At 67.4% G+C, this 16,878-nt stretch carries 15 protein-coding genes and 1 pseudogene; 9 read left to right on the top strand and 7 right to left on the bottom strand.

Annotated features, from left to right (window positions below; all coding sequences use genetic code 11):
- Positions 1 to 40: 40 nt before the first annotated feature.
- The 3 genes and pseudogenes from IE307_RS46610 to IE307_RS06335 form a co-directional block, all read right to left on the bottom strand.
- Entirely contained in the window at positions 41 to 358 is a 318-nt protein-coding gene (locus IE307_RS46610; protein WP_229904581.1) for a hypothetical protein, read from the bottom strand.
- A gap of 570 nt (positions 359 to 928) precedes the next feature.
- Positions 929 to 1,369, bottom strand: a pseudogene (locus IE307_RS46605) (DNA cytosine methyltransferase); the annotation flags it as partial.
- Positions 1,366 to 2,409 (bottom strand): TRM11 family SAM-dependent methyltransferase, encoded by a 1,044-nt coding sequence (locus tag IE307_RS06335; RefSeq protein WP_373305975.1) that lies wholly within the window; start codon positions 2,407 to 2,409, stop codon positions 1,366 to 1,368. The gene IE307_RS06335 and the pseudogene IE307_RS46605, both read right to left, overlap by 4 nt.
- A gap of 1,001 nt (positions 2,410 to 3,410) precedes the next feature.
- On the opposite strand from IE307_RS06335, the gene IE307_RS06325 reads away from it, so the two are divergent.
- The 9 genes from IE307_RS06325 to IE307_RS06285 all read left to right on the top strand — a co-directional run bounded on the left by IE307_RS06325 (position 3,411) and on the right by IE307_RS06285 (position 14,395).
- Positions 3,411 to 4,277, top strand: a complete 867-nt coding sequence (locus tag IE307_RS06325) for a hypothetical protein (RefSeq protein WP_229904463.1) — start codon at positions 3,411 to 3,413, stop codon at positions 4,275 to 4,277.
- Positions 4,268 to 4,627 (top strand): pilin, encoded by a 360-nt coding sequence (locus IE307_RS06320; protein WP_191296604.1) that lies wholly within the window; start codon positions 4,268 to 4,270, stop codon positions 4,625 to 4,627. The genes IE307_RS06325 and IE307_RS06320 overlap by 10 nt, the downstream gene beginning before the upstream one ends.
- Positions 4,627 to 6,420 carry a TrbL/VirB6 family protein gene (locus IE307_RS06315; protein ID WP_191296602.1) on the top strand — a complete coding sequence of 598 codons (1,794 nt, stop codon included), beginning with the start codon at positions 4,627 to 4,629 and terminating at the stop codon, positions 6,418 to 6,420. Before IE307_RS06320 ends, IE307_RS06315 begins: the two co-directional genes overlap by 1 nt.
- Positions 6,417 to 7,445 (top strand): PrgI family protein, encoded by a 1,029-nt coding sequence (locus IE307_RS06310; protein WP_191296600.1) that lies wholly within the window; start codon positions 6,417 to 6,419, stop codon positions 7,443 to 7,445. Before IE307_RS06315 ends, IE307_RS06310 begins: the two co-directional genes overlap by 4 nt.
- Entirely contained in the window at positions 7,442 to 9,232 is a 1,791-nt protein-coding gene (locus IE307_RS06305) for a VirB4 family type IV secretion system protein (protein ID WP_191296599.1), read from the top strand. Before IE307_RS06310 ends, IE307_RS06305 begins: the two co-directional genes overlap by 4 nt.
- The gene (locus IE307_RS06300; protein ID WP_191296597.1) at positions 9,232 to 11,706 is read left to right on the top strand and encodes a type IV secretory system conjugative DNA transfer family protein; all 2,475 of its coding nucleotides are present in this window, start codon (positions 9,232 to 9,234) and stop codon (positions 11,704 to 11,706) included. The genes IE307_RS06305 and IE307_RS06300 overlap by 1 nt, the downstream gene beginning before the upstream one ends.
- Before the next feature lie 15 nt (positions 11,707 to 11,721).
- Positions 11,722 to 12,726 carry a replication-relaxation family protein gene (locus IE307_RS06295; protein WP_191296595.1) on the top strand — a complete coding sequence of 335 codons (1,005 nt, stop codon included), beginning with the start codon at positions 11,722 to 11,724 and terminating at the stop codon, positions 12,724 to 12,726.
- Positions 12,726 to 13,685 carry a C40 family peptidase gene (locus IE307_RS06290; protein ID WP_191296593.1) on the top strand — a complete coding sequence of 320 codons (960 nt, stop codon included), beginning with the start codon at positions 12,726 to 12,728 and terminating at the stop codon, positions 13,683 to 13,685. Before IE307_RS06295 ends, IE307_RS06290 begins: the two co-directional genes overlap by 1 nt.
- Positions 13,686 to 13,837: 152 nt before the next feature.
- Positions 13,838 to 14,395, top strand: a complete 558-nt coding sequence (locus tag IE307_RS06285; RefSeq protein ID WP_191296591.1) for a MarR family transcriptional regulator — start codon at positions 13,838 to 13,840, stop codon at positions 14,393 to 14,395.
- A 148-nt stretch (positions 14,396 to 14,543) separates the two neighbouring features.
- On the opposite strand, the gene IE307_RS06280 is transcribed toward IE307_RS06285, so the two are convergent.
- The 4 genes from IE307_RS06280 to IE307_RS06265 all read right to left on the bottom strand — a co-directional run bounded on the left by IE307_RS06280 (position 14,544) and on the right by IE307_RS06265 (position 16,857).
- The gene (locus tag IE307_RS06280; protein ID WP_191296589.1) at positions 14,544 to 15,131 is read right to left on the bottom strand and encodes a hypothetical protein; all 588 of its coding nucleotides are present in this window, start codon (positions 15,129 to 15,131) and stop codon (positions 14,544 to 14,546) included.
- Between the two features lie 65 nt (positions 15,132 to 15,196).
- The gene (locus IE307_RS06275) at positions 15,197 to 15,598 is read right to left on the bottom strand and encodes a hypothetical protein (RefSeq protein WP_229904462.1); all 402 of its coding nucleotides are present in this window, start codon (positions 15,596 to 15,598) and stop codon (positions 15,197 to 15,199) included.
- A 124-nt stretch (positions 15,599 to 15,722) separates the two neighbouring features.
- The gene (locus IE307_RS06270; protein ID WP_191296587.1) at positions 15,723 to 16,016 is read right to left on the bottom strand and encodes a hypothetical protein; all 294 of its coding nucleotides are present in this window, start codon (positions 16,014 to 16,016) and stop codon (positions 15,723 to 15,725) included.
- Between the two features lie 67 nt (positions 16,017 to 16,083).
- A complete protein-coding gene (locus IE307_RS06265) occupies positions 16,084 to 16,857 on the bottom strand; it encodes a hypothetical protein (RefSeq protein ID WP_191296586.1) in 774 nt (257 codons plus the stop codon).
- Positions 16,858 to 16,878 lie beyond the last annotated feature (21 nt).

Below are 16,878 nucleotides of genomic sequence, written 5' to 3'. Positions count from 1 at the left end.
TCGGAGCGTGGGGGAGTGTCGTGTGCGGACGATGGACTGGTCATGTTGTCTCCCTGCTGTTCGCCGACCCGTCGGTGTGGTGGTCGTCGGCGAGAAGTGCTGCGAGGTCTGCTTGCAGCAGCCGGATGGCGTGGACGGCCTGTTGTGGGACGACGCCGTTGCCGAGTGCACGGAGTTGCGCGGTCCGGGGCAGAGGGAGCGCGGTGACCCAACCGCGGGGGAGTCCCATGAGGTGTTCGACGAAGGGAGGGGCGAGTACGGGCCTGCCGTGCTGCCCGGGTTGGGTGGGGTGTGGCGCGGGCTCGCCGAGCAGGTGTTCCCACTGCTCGATGGCCGGGGCGTAGTCGCCCCAGTTCATCGGGGCGCGTTCAGTTGCTACCCGGCGTTGCGAGAGAGGAGTTGGAGAATCGCTGAAGGCAGCATGAGGTCGCCCTTCGAGCCGCGTTGTGCTGGGCAGCCCTTGGTCCCGTCGGTCGCGCGAGGGGTTGGCAGGAGGGGCGGAGGAGGCTGCTCCAAGAGGCGGCATTGGTCGGTCAAACTTGGCCCGCCGTCCTGCTTGAGGTGAGTGGAGGCGTTCGCGTCCGATGCTGTCGGCGTCGGTAGCAACCGCACCGCGATGGATAACGGCGTGCCCATCCCGTTGCCGTTGGTCCCGCGTGCTCGATGAGTCTCGCGTCGAGCGAGCCAGTGGTCGGGGTCCTCGGCGTCGTTCGGGTTGATCGCGGTCGGTGTGGGCAGGAGCTTCACGACGGCGTTGACCGCGTCGTGCAAGCTGACCTGGTGTCCAAGGGCTCGGCGGCGTGCCGGGTCGGCGGCGCCTCGGTTGTCGCCGTCGCGTGCTTGCGGGGTGGGCAGCATCAGCGGCTCGTGGCCAGGCGAGCAGGAACACGCGCTCTCGGCGGTGTGGCGCGCCGATGTCGGAGGCGCGGACGCTACGCCAGAGCGCGTCATACCCCGCTTCGGCCAGGTCGCCGAGTACGCGGTGGAGTCCGCCGTTGCGCCAGCGAAGCGCGGCGACGTTCTCCACGATGAGGAACGCTGGTCGTAGTACGCGAAGGCCCGCCACGATGTCGGTCCACAAGCCACTGCGCTCGCCCTTCTCGATGCCGGCGCGTCGGCCGGCGGCGGAGATGTCCTGGCAGGGGAACCCGGCGACGAGGACGTCGACGGGTTCCACGTCGGACCAGTTGATGGCGCGCAGGTCGCCGAGGTTCGGCACGCCGGGCATACGCACGGCGAGGATTTGCCGCACATGTGGATCGGGGTCGGCGCACCACACGATGCGGCCGCCGCCGAGTGCGGCGAGCACTCCCAGATCGAGCCCTCCGTATCCGGTGCAGAGGGATCCGAGCGTCGGCTCGGTGTTCATGCGGCCCAGCCCGTGGAGGCATCGGCATCGAACGTGGTCGCGGCTCGGCGCTGCGATCGGCGCTCGGCGGTGAGGGGCGTGCGGAAGACGAGCACGTCCTCGTGCGCGATGAGGTGGAGGGGCAGTCCGGCCTCGCGCTGCTTGCGGAGGAAGTCGCGTTGGAAGAACGAACCGCGTGCGACGAAGTCGTGTTCGGCCACGCGCGCGAGCAGCGCGACGCACCGTTCGACGGGTACCAGGCCAGCGTTGCGCCCGCAGGCGAGGATTTGTGAGGGCAGGTCGATGAGTTCGGCGTGCTCGCGCCACGGCCGGACGGTGATGGCGATGTGACCGCCGGGACGCATGAACTCGGTGAGCGCGGCGAGGATGCGGGTGAAGCCGCTGAGCAGGCGGTGGTGCCCGATGTTGGCGAGGTTGCCGCGGTCGAGAGTGCTGCCGTACTGGTGGAAGTATTTCTGGATGCCTTCGCCCGGTGCCACCGCGACCCGGCCGTGGGTGGACGGTCCGTAGGGCGGTGACGTCATGACGAGCGCGGCTTGGCCGCGCAGTTCGGCGGGGAGCAACGTGGACAGCTGGCGGGCGTCGCCGTGGAAGATCTGTCCGTCGTGGTCCACCCCGTGTTCGGTCGCGAGAGCGAGGTTGCTCCTGGCGACGGTGACCCAGTGAGGCTCGTATTCGGCACCCGCCGCGCGGCGTCCGAGGTGGACGGCCTCGACGAGCGTCGTGCCGATGCCGCACATCGGGTCCAGTACGAGGTCGCCCGGTGTCGTGTAGTGCAGGATGGCGTAGCGCGCGACCTCGGGCAGCATCTTCGCGGGATGGGCGATCGATTCACGGGTGTAGCGGTTCTTGCGTTGGGCGGTGGGCGAGTGCTGAGCCGTCGACCACACGGACACCGGGAGTTCGCTGTTCATCGGATGACCCCCGCTTCGAGAACCGCGTGCGCTTGGGCATGGGCGACGTGGTTGTGCGGTTGGGCGAACACCAGCACGTCCGAGTGAATGCGGTGATGCGGCGCGGGAAGGCCGCGCACCGCGGATCGATGTCGAGCTCGACGGAGTTCCTCCGCGCCGTGGTCGCCCACGTCCACCTGGAACGTGCCGCCGCGAATCGGAACGTGTACCGCGACGATGTGCTGGAGGTAGAGCAGATCCGCGTACTGGGCGCTGGTGACGAGCTGACCGCTGCGATCGGTGAGCTCACCGCTGGACGAGGTGCTGTGAGTCAATGCGACGAAGATGCCGCCGACTCGAAGAAGGCGTGCAGCCGTCAGCACGACTTGGTCGGCGACGGCGGCGGTGATCTGTTGAGGAGGCGCGCTGGTGATGACCAGGTCCGCGGTCGCAGCCGATTCTGATTCCACATCGGACTCCGTGCTCGCGTGACGACCGAGGTTGTTCACGACTTCGCGCGCTGACGCGGCGGAGCTGGAGCTGGTCGGCCACGGCAGGGCGACGACTCGTTCGCGAGGACGGCTGAACGCGCGGACCACCTGCTGGACGAGGCGGACCGGCCAGGCTTCGTCGAGCGGGATCGGTGCGGGTCCGCAAGCCCACACGGTCGCCGGTGTCGGACTTGTCGTTGGCGAGGGCGAGCGCCTCGCCGGCCGGGCCGGGCTGACCCTGCTGACGTTGGGTGCGGTCGGGTACGGCCGTCGATTGCCGGGGGCGGAAGGCGGTCGAACTCCAGGACGCCGAGTCGTTCCGTCGGCGCCTTCGGAATCACGGGTTCGCGTCACGGATCCTCCAGGTGGTGATTGACACCCCTGAACTCCGAATGCGGATCCTGTTCGGGACGCGCGAATTTCCGGGCGTCTCCTGACGGTTCGGGCAGCGGTGACCGATCGAGTACCGAACAGGTACCGCCACGCAGAACCGCTGGTAGCGAAGGCGAGGCCTTCGAACTGCGTGCCGCCCATTCGCAGCTGCTGCGGCTCGCATGAATGTGCTTGGTAAGAGCTGTGTCATTGCCTGGTCAGAGTTTGGTCATGGTCGGCATGGCGCCCTGGTGGAGCTGGATTTCCGCTTCGTCAGGAGTTCCGATGCTTTCCACAACCTGCCCAGGTATCACTGCCGACTCGATGCCGCTCGACGTCCTGCGTTCCGCTTTCGCGTGGCTCGTCACCGGTCCTCATCCGGTATCCGTCGACGGACGCCTGTTCGCCGGCCTGCCCGATCGGTGGCTGCGGCTGGACGAGGTCCGCGACCTCTTGTTGCGCCGTACATGTCCGCAGAGCGTCCGCGACGCCGTGTGGACTCACCTCGTCCAGCTCGCCAGGACCGAGGGTTCCACGTGGACGGTCGCGTGCACCGGGATCGCCTTGCCGGCGCTCCTCAACGTCGCATCGAAGCTGACTGCGCGGTTCGCCGACGATCCGCGTGACGTCCACAGCGCGGTCCTCACCGGGTTCCTCGCCGAACTCACCACGGTCGACCTCGATCGTCCGCGCGTGATGGTGCGGTTGCGTTGGGCCGCCTACCGTTCTGGGCACGCGGCTCTTCGCGAAGCACTCGACACACCGACTCCGTCTGTCAGTGCGATCGCTTCGGCATCTCCAGTTGTGCCGTGTGGCCATCCGGATTTCGTCCTCGCCCGTGCCGTCGAGGACGGTGCGATCTCGTCGACTGAAGCCGCGCTCATCGGGTTGACCAGGCTGGAAAAAGTACCGCTGGCCGTGGTCGCCGAACAGCGCGGCGCGAGCTACGAGGCCACGAAGAAGGCCCGCCAACGCGCTGAACGCCGCCTCGCCCTGTACCTGCGCGGCGACACCGGCGCGGTGTCCCCGAACACGTCCGGATCTGGAGTTCAGGGGTGCGAGAGGCGACCGATTGCCTCCGCGCACACCAGTTCGCCCGACGTGCCCGCGGCGCCGTCGAGCTCGACTCCGGAGGTGCCGCGATGCGCCTGATTCGTTCGTTCCGCAACAGCAGCCGAGTTCTGCTCCTCACCGAGTTGGCCGTCATCGTGCTGCTGCTCGCCACGTCAACCGCGTCCGCGCAACCAGTACACGTGGTCGCGCTCGCGTCCACCTTGGACGAAGTACTCAACAACATCCGCAACTGGATCATCGGCATCGCCGCCGCCATCGCCACCGTGTGCTTCTCGATCGGCGGACTGCGGCTCCTCGTCAACGGGTCGGAACCCGGCGAGGTCGACAAGGCGAAAGCGTCGTTCAAGGCAGGCGGTGTCGGGTTCGCCATCGCCATGCTCGCGCCGTTGCTCGTCGCGATCCTGAAGACCTTGGTCGGAGACCGGTGATGAACGCCGCCACAACCAAGCGGCGGATGGCCTGGGCGGTGTTCGGCGCGCTGGCCGCGGTGCTCAGCCTCGGAATGACCCCGGCGGCCGCGGAACCGCAACCGCCCAGTCCGACCACGACGACAACGAGTCCGCCGACGACCTCCGCGCCACGTCCGTCGACACCACCCGCTCCTAAGCCTGACGAGTGCGGGATCACCGATGTCGGCGCGTGCGTATCGGAAGGCATCACGAGCTTCTTCTCGACGCTGGTGGTGGGCGCGCTCAACCCGCTGCTGCAGACGGTCGGCGAGACGCTGCTCGCCACACCTCGGCTGGACCAGGTCCCGCGCATCGCCGAGTTGTGGGAGTCGTCCCGCGGCATCGCCGTCGCGGGCTACGCCCTGCTCATCACGGTGGCCGGGTTGGTGCTCATGACGTACGAGACCCTGCAGACCCGCACGACGGTCCGCGAGATCGCGCCGCGCATCGTCGTCGGCTTCCTCGCCGCGAACCTGTCGCTGCTTCTCGCGGGACGAGCTGTCGAGTTCGCCAACGCGTTGTCGTACGCACTCGTCGCCGGCGGAGTCGACCCGGCCGCAGCCGGTCAGCAACTCGCCGGGATGTTGGCGAACACCGTGACGAGCGCGGCGACCGGCGGCAGCATCTTCAACCTGCTCGTCAGCCTCGGCATCATCGTCCTGCTCGTGGCGCTGCTCGGGACCTACGCGGTGAGGGTCGCGGTGACCGCGTTGCTTCTCGCCGGTGCACCTCTCTGTCTTGTATTGCACGGCCTGCCACAGACCGACGGGATCGCGCGCTGGTGGTGGCGTGCGTTCGGCGGCGTGCTCGCAATCCAGGTCGGCCAGTCGCTGGTCCTCATCGTCGGTTTGCGCGTTCTGCTTTCCGACGGGGGCTTCACCATCCTCGGTCCCGGTCAGGACAGCACGCTGAACCTCATCGTCACCGGCGCACTGGTCTGGATCCTGGTCAAGATCCCGAGTTGGGTCATGCAGCACGTCCAGCTCGGCGGGGGCCGCAGCTTCCTCGGTTCGTTGGTCCGCGGCTTCATCGCCTACAAGACCTTCGGCCTGATCCGTGGCGGCTCGTCGGGGTCCGCGTCGGGCGCCGGGGCTCGCGCGAGCCGTGCACCTGCGGGACCGCCAGACCCGTACTCGAACGTCAAGGCGACAGCGTCCGGTCAGTACATGTTGCCGTTGCCGGGCTTGAGACGACGACCCAAGCCCACGCTTGTGCCGTCGTCTCCTCAGACAGCAGGCGCGCGGAAACCTCAGGGCCGACAACTCGCACTTCCGTTGGACAAAGGATGGCCTTCGGATCGGCCTGTGCTGACCCACAGTGGCCAGTACCGCCTTCCGATCGATGTTCCTCGTGAGGCGTCGAGCGATCCGGTGACGCCGAAGCCGGTACCCGCGCCTCGACGTGATCAGGGCAAGCAGCTCGAGATCCCGTTCGATCCATACCGAGGAGTTCGTCCACAACGGAGCGATCAGCACGTGCTTCCGCTTGATGTCACGCGTGTCCCGAGGCCGGCGGCACTTCCTGTGCCCAAGCAACCTCGGCGGACCGCTGGGCGCGTGTACCAACCGGAACTCCCGTTCGATCCGTTCGCCGGGGCTCGGCCACAACGTGATGGTCAGTACGCGTTGCCGCTGGAAGGTTTGACCCGAGTCGAACCTCCGGCGGCGCCGAAGCCGTCGCCATCTCCACGCAGGGCACGCTCGCGTCAGCTGAAGCTTCCGCTTGACCTGCCTGCACGTGCCACCGGGCCGACCAAGGGAGGTGCGTCGTGACACGACCCGTGCGGATCCCGGCTGACGTCGACCGGCCCGACCGCGTCCTGTTCGGCCTGACCGGACGTCAGCTCACCATCGTCACGACGACCGGTTTGACCCTCTACGTCGTGTGGGCGCTCACCCAGCGGTTCGTTCCGTTGCCGGCCTTCCTGGTTCTGGCGCTGCCGGTCGCGACGTGTTCGATCGTGCTCGCCCTCGGACAGCGCGACGGAGTCTCGTTGGACCGCCTGCTCTGGGCCGCACTGCGCCAGCGCCTGACACCGCGAAGGCACGTCGCGACAGAAGGGGACGGAATGGCGGCACCGGACTGGATCACCGCCAACGTGGAGCCTGGTGCCGACCGAGGGCACGCATCGTCTCCGCTGCGACTGCCGGTGGAGGACGTCATGCCCACCGGAGTGGTGGACCTCGGCGCGGACGGCCTGGCGCTCGTCGCCGTGGCCAGCACCGTCAACTTCGCCCTCCGGACCCCGATGGAACAACAGGCCGTCGTGGCGAGCTTCGGCAGGTACCTGCACTCGCTCACCGGGTCCGTGCAGGTGCTGATTCGCGCGCATCGGCTCGACCTCACCGACCAGATCGCCGAACTGCGGGACACCGCCGGCGCACTGCCGCACCCCGCACTCGAGCAGGCAGCTCGCGAGCACGCGGACTTCCTCGAACACCTGGGCGCCGGATCAGAGCTGCTGCGCCGCCAGGTCCTGCTGGTGCTGCGCGAGCCGTTCGGAATCGCCCAGCAGACCAGAGGCGCGCTGCCGATGCTCGGCCGTCGCCGAGGACGACAGGTGGGGGAGGGGACGCGACGTGCCGCCGAAGCGCGGTTGGTCCGGCGGCTGAGCGACGCGATCGAACTCCTCACGAGTGCCGGCGTCGTGATCACTCCGCTCGACGCCGGGCAGGCGACCTCGGTGCTCGCGGCGGCGTGCAACCCCGACACCCTCCTGCCGCCCTCGACCGGGCTCGCCAACGCCAGCGAGGTCATCACCACCGCGTCCGACTACGACTGGGAGCAGGCGCCATGATCAACGCGATTGTTCCGGACTCCATCTCGGTGAGTGCGAGGCACCTGGAACTCGGCGACGAACGGGTGGCGAGCTTCGCCGTCACGGGCTTCCCTCGTGAGGTCTATCCGGGCTGGCTTTCCCCGTTGCTGAACTACCCCGGCCGGTTGGACGTCTCGCTGCACATCGACCCAGTCGATCCGGCGACGTCGGCTGCCCGGCTCAAGAAGCAACTCGCCCGGCTGGAGTCCGGGCGCCGGCACGACGCCGAGCACGGACGGCTTCCCGACCCACAAGCTGACATCGCGACCGCCGACGCGCACGACCTGTCCGATCGCGTGGCCCGAGGAGAGGGCAAGCTCTACCGAGTCGGCCTCTACCTCACCATTCACGCCGGCAGCGAACGCGAACTGGCCGACGAGGTCGCCGCGCTCCGGTCGTTGTGCGCGAGCCTGCTGCTCGACGCCAAGCACACGACCTACCGAAGCCTGCAGGGCTGGGTCTCCACGCTGCCGTTGGGCATGGACCTGATCAGGATGCGCCGGACCTTCGACACCAGCGCGTTGAGCGCAGCCTTCCCGTTCACGTCACCGGACCTCCCCGCGCCCGACCCGACGAGCGTCGCTGCTCCGTCGGGCGTGCTCTACGGCTACAACATCGGCTCGCAGGGCCTGGTGCACTGGGACCGCTTCGGCGCTGGGATGCACAACCACAACTCCGTGATCCTCGGCCGTTCCGGGGCGGGGAAGTCCTACCTGGTCAAGCTCGAACTGCTGAGGTCGCTCTACCGCGGTGTCGAGGTCGCGGTGATCGACCCCGAGGACGAGTACGTCCGGCTCGCTGCCGCGGTCGGCGGCGTGCAGGTGCGGCTCGGCGCCGACAACGTGCGCCTCAACCCGTTCGACCTGCCTGTCCACACCCGTGCCGATGGCCGCCGAGCCGCACCACGCGACGCGCTCCAGCGGCGCGCGCTTTTCCTCCACACCGTGATCGCAGTCCTCATAGGACGTGAACTCGACGCTGCCGAACGAGCGGTTCTCGACCAGGCGATCGCCGCAGCATACGAGTCAGTCGGCATCACCACGGACTCGCGGACGTGGTCGAGGCCGGTTCCCACCTTGCGCACGCTGCGCGGCGTTCTCGACGGCTACGGCGACAAGGCGGCGACGGATCTGGCCGCGCAGCTCGGGCCCTACGTCGACGGCGCGTTCAGCAAGCTCTTCGACGGCCAGACCACCACGCATCCGGATGGCCATCTGATCGTCTTCAGCCTTCGCGATCTGCCGGACGAGCTGAAGAGCGTCGGCACCGTGCTCACGCTGGACGCGGTGTGGCGGCGCATCACCAACCCGGCGATCCGCCGTCCACGGCTCGTCGTCGTGGACGAGGCGTGGTGGCTGATCAAGGAGCCAGCGGGCGCGGCCTTCCTCTTCAAGACCTCGAAGGTGGGACGGAAGAACAACGCCGGCCTGACCGTGATCACTCAGGACGCGCTCGACGTCCTGGGGAACGAGATCGGTCAGGCCGTGGTGGCGAACGCCGAGACGCAGATCCTGCTGAGGCAGGCTCCGCAAGCGATCGAGAAGCTCGCCCGCCTCTTCCACCTCTCGGAAGGCGAGCAGGAGTTCCTGCTGTCCGCCGATCAAGGTCAAGGACTTCTCTCCACCGGAACGCAGCGCGTCGCGTTCCAGAGCATCGCGTCTCCTGTCGAGCACGAGCTGATCACCACGAACCCGGCGGAGCTCACCGACGAACTCGGCGACGCGGAGACGGCGTACGTCGACATCGACGACAACGAGGCGGTGTGATGACGAACAGCTGGATCGACGACTACCTGATCGACCCGGGGTCGGGAATCGGTGACTTCATCTCGGCCGCTCAGGACTGGGTCGTTACCTCCGGACCCGCAGTCGCGCCTGCGGTGGCGATCAGCGCCGGAGTTGCATTGGCCGCTCGCCGAGCCTGGCGCCGCCGCTGTCACACGCGCCTCACCGCCGATGCGCGGATGGTCACCGTTCTGGTGCCACCACAGCCGAATGCTTCCGGCGGCGCGGCGCTCTGGTCGCACCTGGTCGGGCTTCTCCGCCCGGCTTGGCACCGTTCCCTCACCGGGCAGCCGCATCTTGCCTTCGAGTTCACGTTCTCCCAGGCAGGAGTCGGGATTCGGTTGTGGGTGCCCGGTGCGATCCCGCCAGGCCTCGTGGAACGCGCCGTTGAGGCGGCCTGGCCGGGCGCCCACACGAAAACGACGGTGGCCGCACCACCTCTTCCCCTTGCTGAATCCGGCGAGCGGCTGCTGGCTGCGGGAGGGGAGTTGCGGCTCGCGCGTGAAGAGGCTCTGCCCCTGCGCGTCGAGTTCGCCGCGGACCCCCTTCGGGGACTGCTCGGCGCCCCGGTCGGCTTGGGGCACAACGAGCACGCGTGTGTGCAGGTCTTGGCTCGCCCGGCCACAGGGCGTCGTCTGGCCCGGGGACGGCGTGCGAGCCGCAGCAGCACGAACCTCGCCGGGCACCTGCTCGACCTGCTCACGCCGTCGTTGAGGACTCCGAGGCGAGGATCCGGCAGCCGGACGAACCACGTCGCCCCGGAATACCGGCTCGAGATGTCGAGCCAGCACCGCGCATCCGTGAACAAGAAGAGCAGCGGCCAGTTCGAGGTCGTCGTGAGGTACGGAGTCTCGACGCTGCTCGACGCCGATTCGCCGGAGGCGGACGTGCGTCGCGCGAGAGCTGCGATCAGGGGACGAGCCCACGCGCTGGCGACGACGTTCGCCACCTACACCGAGCACAACCACTTCACCCGCAAGCGGCTTCGTCGGCCGGTCGGCGCCCTCGCCGAACGCCGACTCGGTCGTGGCGACCTGCTGTCTGTTCCCGAACTGGCGGCCATCGCGCACCTGCCGACCGACGACACCCTGCCGGGCATTCAACGGGCCGGTGCCCGAGCGATCGCTCCACCACCAGGGATCCCGGCGGTCGGCCAGGACATCAAACCGCTCGGGCTCACCGACAGCGGACACAGCAGGCCGGTAGGGCTCCGGGTGGCCGACGCCCGCCACCACATGCACGTCATCGGCGCCACCGGCTCCGGCAAGTCCACCTTGCTGGCTCAACTCGTGCTCGCCGACGCGGAAGCAGGCCGTGCGGCGGTCGTGATCGATCCCAAGGGCGACCTCGTCACCGATCTCCTGTCACGGTTGCCGGCTTCGGCCACGGACAGGGTGATCGTCTTCGATGCGGACTCGCGGACACGGCCGCCCTGCCTCAACCCGCTCGACGGAGGCGACCCGGATCTCGCCGTCGACAACCTCGTCTCGGTCTTCCGCCGCGTGTACTCGGCGTTCTGGGGACCGCGCACTGACGACGTCATGCGCGCCGCCTGCCTCACTCTCCGGCTGACGGACGGTGTCGCGACGCTCGCCGACGTCCCGAAACTGCTCGCCGACCCCGCCTACCGAGCCAGGACCACCGCCGGCGTGACCGATCCGGTGCTGCGTGGGTTCTGGACCTGGTACGACGATCTCAGCGACGCGAGCCGTTCGCAGGTCATCGCCCCGCTGATGAACAAACTCCGTGCTTTCCTGCTGCGCAGGTTCGTGCGCGACACCGTCGCCGCCGGCCGGTCCACCGTGGACATGAAGGAAGTGCTCGACAACGGGGGAATCTGCCTCGTCCGCATCCCGAAGGGCTCGCTCGGCGACGAGACCGCAAGGCTCGTCGGCTCGATCGTGGTGGCGAACGTGTGGCAGGTCGTTACCGCCCGCGCTCGAACGCCCCAACGCGACCGAAAGGACGCGTGCCTGATCCTCGACGAGTTCCACAACTTCCTGAACCTGCCGTACTCGGTCGACGACATGCTCCCGGAAGCGAGAGCGCTCCGGCTGTCACTGGTGCTGGCACACCAGAACGACTCGCAACTCCCGCGTGAGATGCAGGAAAGCATCTCGGCGAACGCCCGCAACAAGTTCTTCTTCAACGTCAGTCCCGAAGACGCGCACCACCTCTCCCGGCACACCGCCCCGAGGATCTCCGCTCACGACCTGTCGCACTACGACGCCTTTCACGCGGCGGTGCGCCTTGTCGTGCACGGCGCTGAGACCGAGCCTTTCACCGTGGTGACCGAGCCACTTCCTCCTGCGGTGCCAGGACGAAGCCGCCTTCTTCGAGCGGCCGCGCGCAACAACCAGCGAATCCAGCCCAGGACGGTCCACACGCGACCTGGCGGAGACCAGACCGCGGCCAACCGGGCCGCTGACCCACGACGTGGCAACACGACCAGCTGAGCAGGGGAGTACCGCATGCTCGCCGCACCCACTCCACAACGGCACCACCGCACACCCAAGTCGGCTCGACCATCACCTCGCGTCGCGAACTCCGCCGCGCACCAGGCCCTGTTGTCGACCAGGCTCACTCCTCGGGACCGCTGGATCATCAGCATGCTCTGGGAGCACCGCGTGCTCACCTCCGAACAGATCACCTCGGTGGCCTTCCCGTCCTACCGCTCCGGACGGCAGCGCCTGCGGGAGCTGTACCTCTGGGGCGTGATCGACCGGTTCCAGCCGTTCACCCCGGTGGGGAGCGCACCCATGCACTACGTCCTCGCACCCGCCGGCGCCGCGGCGTTGGCCTCGCAGCACGGTCTCGAGGTGAAGGACCTCGGGTACCGGCACGACCGCGCCGTCGGTATCGCCCACAGCCTGCGACTCGCTCACACCGTCGGGGTCAACGAGTGGTTCGTCGGGCTCATTGGCGACGCCCTGCGCTCTGGAGATTTCGCGGTCGACACGTGGTGGTCCGAGGTCCGTTGCACGAGGCTGTTTGGAGACCTCACCCGCCCAGACGGCTACGGCCGGCTCGGTCGTGGCGCCGCGCACGCCGAGTTCTTCCTCGAGTTCGACCTCGGAACCGAACCGCTGACCAAGGTCGTCGCCAAGCTCGTGGGCTACAACGCACTCGTTGAGAGCACCGGCATCTCGACCCCGCTGCTCTTCTGGTTCCCGACCTCGCGCCGCGAAGCCAACGCGCGCAAGCAACTCCTGGCTGCCTGGCAAGGCCTGGACAACCCAGACGCAGTACCGGTCAGCACCGCGGCCGCCAACCTTCTCGATCCCAGCGAAGAACCGAGTCCCGCGAACGCGGTCTGGCTTTCGCTCGACAACCGCTCGGCGAGGCGCTCGGCTCTTCACGAGGTACTCCCGACGTGCCCACGGCCCGCCTCGTCCTCGTCCGATTCGCCGACCGTGTTGCCTCCGCCGGACCCGATGCCACCTGCCGCATCGCGACCTGGCGGTGGTTCGCGGTGATGACGAAGCTCGGAGCTGCAGTCGGCGCGGTCCTTCTCGTCGCAGTGCTTGCCGCAGCTGGTGTCGTGAACGCGGTGTCCTCCTTGTTCGGCTCCTCACCGTCTGGGCATGTGAACTGCGCGAAACCGATAGAGGACGTGCCTCCGGTGTTCTGCGCGCTGTACGTGGCTGCCGCCCAGGTCTGTCCTGGGTTGGACTGGAGCGTCCTCGCGGCCATCGGCAAGATCGAGACTGATCACGGCCGACTCGACGCTCCGGGCGTTACCAGCGGCGAGAACTTCGCCGGCGCGGGCGGGCCGATGCAGTTCCTTCAGCCGACCTTCGAAGGAGTGCTCGGCCGTCACACGTTCCCGCCTGGCGGTGCTACGCCTCCTTCGCGTTACAACCCACACGACGCGGTTCACGCTGCAGCCTTCTACCTGTGCGATTCAGGTGCGCCACAGGATCTCTACAAGGCGGTCTTCGCATACAACCACGCTGATTGGTACGTCCGTGACGTGCTGGCTCAGGCTCGGAGGTACAGCGAGGCAGCCTCCCGTGGGACCGGGAACTGCTCCGAGGTTCGTGCGCCCACGCCGGCAGCGCGCGTGGCCATCGAGTTCGCGTGCGCGCAGCTGGGCTCCGCGTATGTGTGGGGCGGAGATGGGGCGGCAGAGGGTGGGTTCGACTGCAGCGGGCTCACCAAGGAGGCGTATCGCGCTGCTGGCGTTGAGTTGCCCCGCACGGCGCACACGCAGCACGATGCCGGACCGCTTGTGGCAGCCGGGGAACCACTCCTGCCGGGCGATCTGGTGTTCTACGGGACACCGAGGGACATCCATCACGTGGGTCTGTACATCGGGGCAGGGCAGATGGTCCACGCGCCCACCTTCGGGCAGGTCGTGCAGATCGGACCCTATCGCTGGGCCGGTGACGACTACTACGGGGCGACGCGGCCGCACCGCGCAGTGTCTACATGAGACAGAGATTCTTCAAGTGCCCGCTTGACTTCTCGTGTTGAAGGAAGCGTTCATAGTCCTGTAGCCGATTCAAGCGGTAGCGCGCCGCAGGCGAACTGCAAGCCCTGGCCAGGGCATGACCACGAATCCAGCGTCGAGAAGTGGAGACCGTCATGCCCAGCAAGACCCGAACCAAGTCGACAACCAAGATCGAGAAGAACGATGCTGCCGCAGCTCCTGAAACGGCCGCCAACAAGCTGGAGGCGGTGCTGGTCGCCGCGCCCGGTTCCACGGCCGCTGATCTGGCCGTCAGCGTCGGGATCAACAAATCCACCGCCGGGAAGATTCTGGCGCGCTGGGAGGCAGCTGGGACCGCAGTTCGCACGGCAGGCGAGGTGATCGACGGCCGTCGCGCTGGTGATCTGTGGTCGGCTGTCGTTCCGGAGGTGGTCACGGAGCAGGAGCCCGTCGAAGCCGTTGTTCCTGTGCGCAAGCCGTCCGACTCGCTGCTGGAAGGGCGGCTGAAGCCCGGTGCGCTGAGGGGGTTGACGGAGGACTACCTCCGCATGCATCCCGGCGAAGCGTTCGGGCCGACGCACATCGGTAGGGTCCTCGGGCGCTCTCAGGGCGCTGTGAACAACGCGCTTGAAGCGTTGACATCGTCCGGAACCGTGGTGAAGACGCAGGAGGCGCCGAAGCGGTTCGCGATCGCGCCCACCGCTACCAGGTAGTTAGATCGATCTGAGCTGATGTCGTTGCCGGACCTACGGGTTCGGCAACGGCTTGCTCTGGTTGAACGGCAATTCAGCAAATCCCAGGAGAAGAAGGCCGACCGGCGACTCCGCGTCGTCGGTCGGGTGGAGCTAGGGGCTGGCAGGCTTAGTTCCTGGACGGATCACCACCTGCAGCCTGAGCTGCTGCCTGGCACTTGCCGTCGCACGGGTCGTCGCCCTCGCTGGCGAGTAGCGGGCAGTCGCACCGGTGTGCCTTGGTGAGCAGCACGCTGCCGTCCCGACGGTCGATCGCGCGGAACGGGCCGCCGTTGGCCTTCGCCCACTTCACGTCGTCGGGGGTGATCACGTGCTCGCCCGTGCTGCCGTACGCCATGGCGAGCATCGCGCCGACTACGTCAAGGACGTGCTCGGGAATGGCGATCGCTTTGACGAGGATGTCCTGAACGCGCTGCATCAGGCCGTCCGCGAGTTGTTCGAGTTCGGACTTGACGTTGATGTGCTTGAACGGCGTGGCCGTGCGATCGAACCAGCACTCCGGGTGATGTGTGACGAGAAGCGTCCATGCCATGTCGGCGCTGAGGACCTCGGCCGCGGCGAAGCACGGCTCCAGCTCGACCTCTCGGTGGACTCGAACTCGGACGGTGTGCGGACCCAGGTGCAGGATCCGCATCAGCGTGTAGTAGCCCTCGGTCGCGTTGACGTATTCGTCGACCACGGTTGGAGAGAACTGCATGTTCATATCTACCTTCGTTTGTTGGTGAATGTGTACCGATGAAAGTCCACAGAAGACGGTGTGGGTCAGTCGCTTGCCCGCGCCTCCTTCGGTTTCACGCGCAGCACTTCGGCGGCTGCCTCGGACAGCTCCCGGGTAGGGACATCTGGGTCGCAACCCACCTTCGAAAGGCGTGCCCTGATGGCGCTGGGGGATCGGTGCAACCGCTCGGCGAGATCGTTGATGCGCCGAACCGCGCCTCGTGCACCGGGCCGCAGCCAGGCTTCCCGCAGTTCGTTGTCGAGGGCTGTCGTCCACGGCAGGGTGGCGTTCGCGTGTCGGGTCGCCGGTCGGACCTGCAGCCGCGTGTGAGCGTGAAGCACGCGGGTCAAGAGCTTTCCGACCGTGGCCCCACCGACGACAGGCAGCCGAAGGCGTCCGTCGGCGACAACCTGGCCTGACCCGGTCGTACCGATCAGGTCCAGCACCAGGGACTCCTCGGAGTCCACGGTCGCGGAGAGTCTGTAGTAGACGTTGTCGAGCTGGATCTCGTTGTGAAAGGTGGACGTCATGTCACGCCTCCTGCATGTCGGTTCTTTCCCGTTTGAGGGGTCACGCCGGCGAGTCCGCGTTCTTCATGAGCAGGAAGACCGCGTCACCATCACAGGTGAGCTCGACCGGCTCGTCGCCGAAGACCAGATGCGTGCCGTCAGGCCCCAGAACTCGCCAACCTGACTGGCGGAACTGATCGGTGCAGTAGTAACTCCCGACGAGGACGCCGTCGCGGGTGACGGTTCCGTAGAGGACCTGTTGGGCGTCGGCCGGATCGACAACGACAGAGATCACCTCGAAGTCGTTCTCGCGAAAGCGACGCACAACGGTCTCAACATGCGTGTTGGCAGGCATTGCAAGGTGTCCTTCCAGTTGATGCGTTCCTGATTCAGCGGCCCGTCTGCGATGAACCTGCGACGGGTCAAGGTCGGGTTGCGGGGTACGTTTTCGTGTCCTCGCCCCAGAAGTAGTCGCTCGCGTCAGCAAGCGCGAAGACCCACAGCGCGGCGTCGCGTGGGCTGCTGTGAAGGCCGACAGGGCGCAGAAAGCCGAGTTCCCGCATGCCGCACCACCAGTCCAGCCGCTGTTCGGGATCGTCGGTGGGGTAGGCCGTCAAGATGTACGAGACGGTGTTGATGGTCGCCTGGTAGGTGAACTGAGACAGGTGGCCGGGGCCGACCAGGTCCTGACCGCCACCTGCGGTCCAGTCGACACCAACTGAGTTGAAGATGGCGGTCTGCGCCGAGATCGCGCCGTTCTCGCAGGTGCAATCAACGTGATGGGTGAACGGATCGAGGTCGACCTTCTCCGGCCAGTACCTGCCTGCTGGAACGACCCAATCTGCAATGTCAGCCAGCGCGTCGACGCGAAAGGTGACTTTGCCGCTACGTCGTCGTTCGATCATCAACCAGCCCTGGCCACGGTCGAGATCCGGGATGAACCGCCACGGGCCAGTTCCTGGCCCCGGTTCCTTCACGATGACGTAATCCTTGGCGGGGCGTCCGCGTCCTGTGCGGAAGCGTCCGGGCGGGTCGGTGACGAACACCCAGCACAGCGGTACTTCGAGCACGAATGCGATCGAATGGGCGATCCGGTCCCGGTGCGACAACGCTGCCCACTCGGGTGGCTCGGTGGTGATCGTGGTGCGCCTGCCTGCTCGTGCTGCGGCCATGGCACGGTCAACGAGGATGGTCATCGTTCTCTCCTGATCGACATG

It is taken from the genome of Lentzea cavernae (assembly GCF_014653695.1).
Lineage (GTDB): Bacteria > Actinomycetota > Actinomycetes > Mycobacteriales > Pseudonocardiaceae > Lentzea > Lentzea cavernae.
Note: the sequence above shows the minus strand (reverse complement) of the source record. Positions and strands in the feature narration are given on the sequence as shown.

What these genes read in the sequence shown, in the direction of transcription:
- IE307_RS06300 (WP_191296597.1), top strand. Translation starts at nt 9,232, where the DNA reads ATGACGAACAGCTGGATCGACGACTACCTGATCGACCCGGGGTCGGGA.
- IE307_RS06320 (WP_191296604.1), top strand. Translation starts at nt 4,268, where the DNA reads ATGCGCCTGATTCGTTCGTTCCGCAACAGCAGCCGAGTTCTGCTCCTC.
- IE307_RS06315 (WP_191296602.1), top strand. Translation starts at nt 4,627, where the DNA reads ATGAACGCCGCCACAACCAAGCGGCGGATGGCCTGGGCGGTGTTCGGC.
- IE307_RS06280 (WP_191296589.1), bottom strand. Translation starts at nt 15,131, where the DNA reads ATGCAGTTCTCTCCAACCGTGGTCGACGAATACGTCAACGCGACCGAG.
- IE307_RS06265 (WP_191296586.1), bottom strand. Translation starts at nt 16,857, where the DNA reads ATGACCATCCTCGTTGACCGTGCCATGGCCGCAGCACGAGCAGGCAGG.
- IE307_RS06285 (WP_191296591.1), top strand. Translation starts at nt 13,838, where the DNA reads ATGCCCAGCAAGACCCGAACCAAGTCGACAACCAAGATCGAGAAGAAC.
- IE307_RS06305 (WP_191296599.1), top strand. Translation starts at nt 7,442, where the DNA reads ATGATCAACGCGATTGTTCCGGACTCCATCTCGGTGAGTGCGAGGCAC.
- IE307_RS06295 (WP_191296595.1), top strand. Translation starts at nt 11,722, where the DNA reads ATGCTCGCCGCACCCACTCCACAACGGCACCACCGCACACCCAAGTCG.
- IE307_RS06290 (WP_191296593.1), top strand. Translation starts at nt 12,726, where the DNA reads ATGACGAAGCTCGGAGCTGCAGTCGGCGCGGTCCTTCTCGTCGCAGTG.
- IE307_RS46610 (WP_229904581.1), bottom strand. Translation starts at nt 358, where the DNA reads ATGAACTGGGGCGACTACGCCCCGGCCATCGAGCAGTGGGAACACCTG.
- IE307_RS06270 (WP_191296587.1), bottom strand. Translation starts at nt 16,016, where the DNA reads ATGCCTGCCAACACGCATGTTGAGACCGTTGTGCGTCGCTTTCGCGAG.
- IE307_RS06325 (WP_229904463.1), top strand. Translation starts at nt 3,411, where the DNA reads ATGCTTTCCACAACCTGCCCAGGTATCACTGCCGACTCGATGCCGCTC.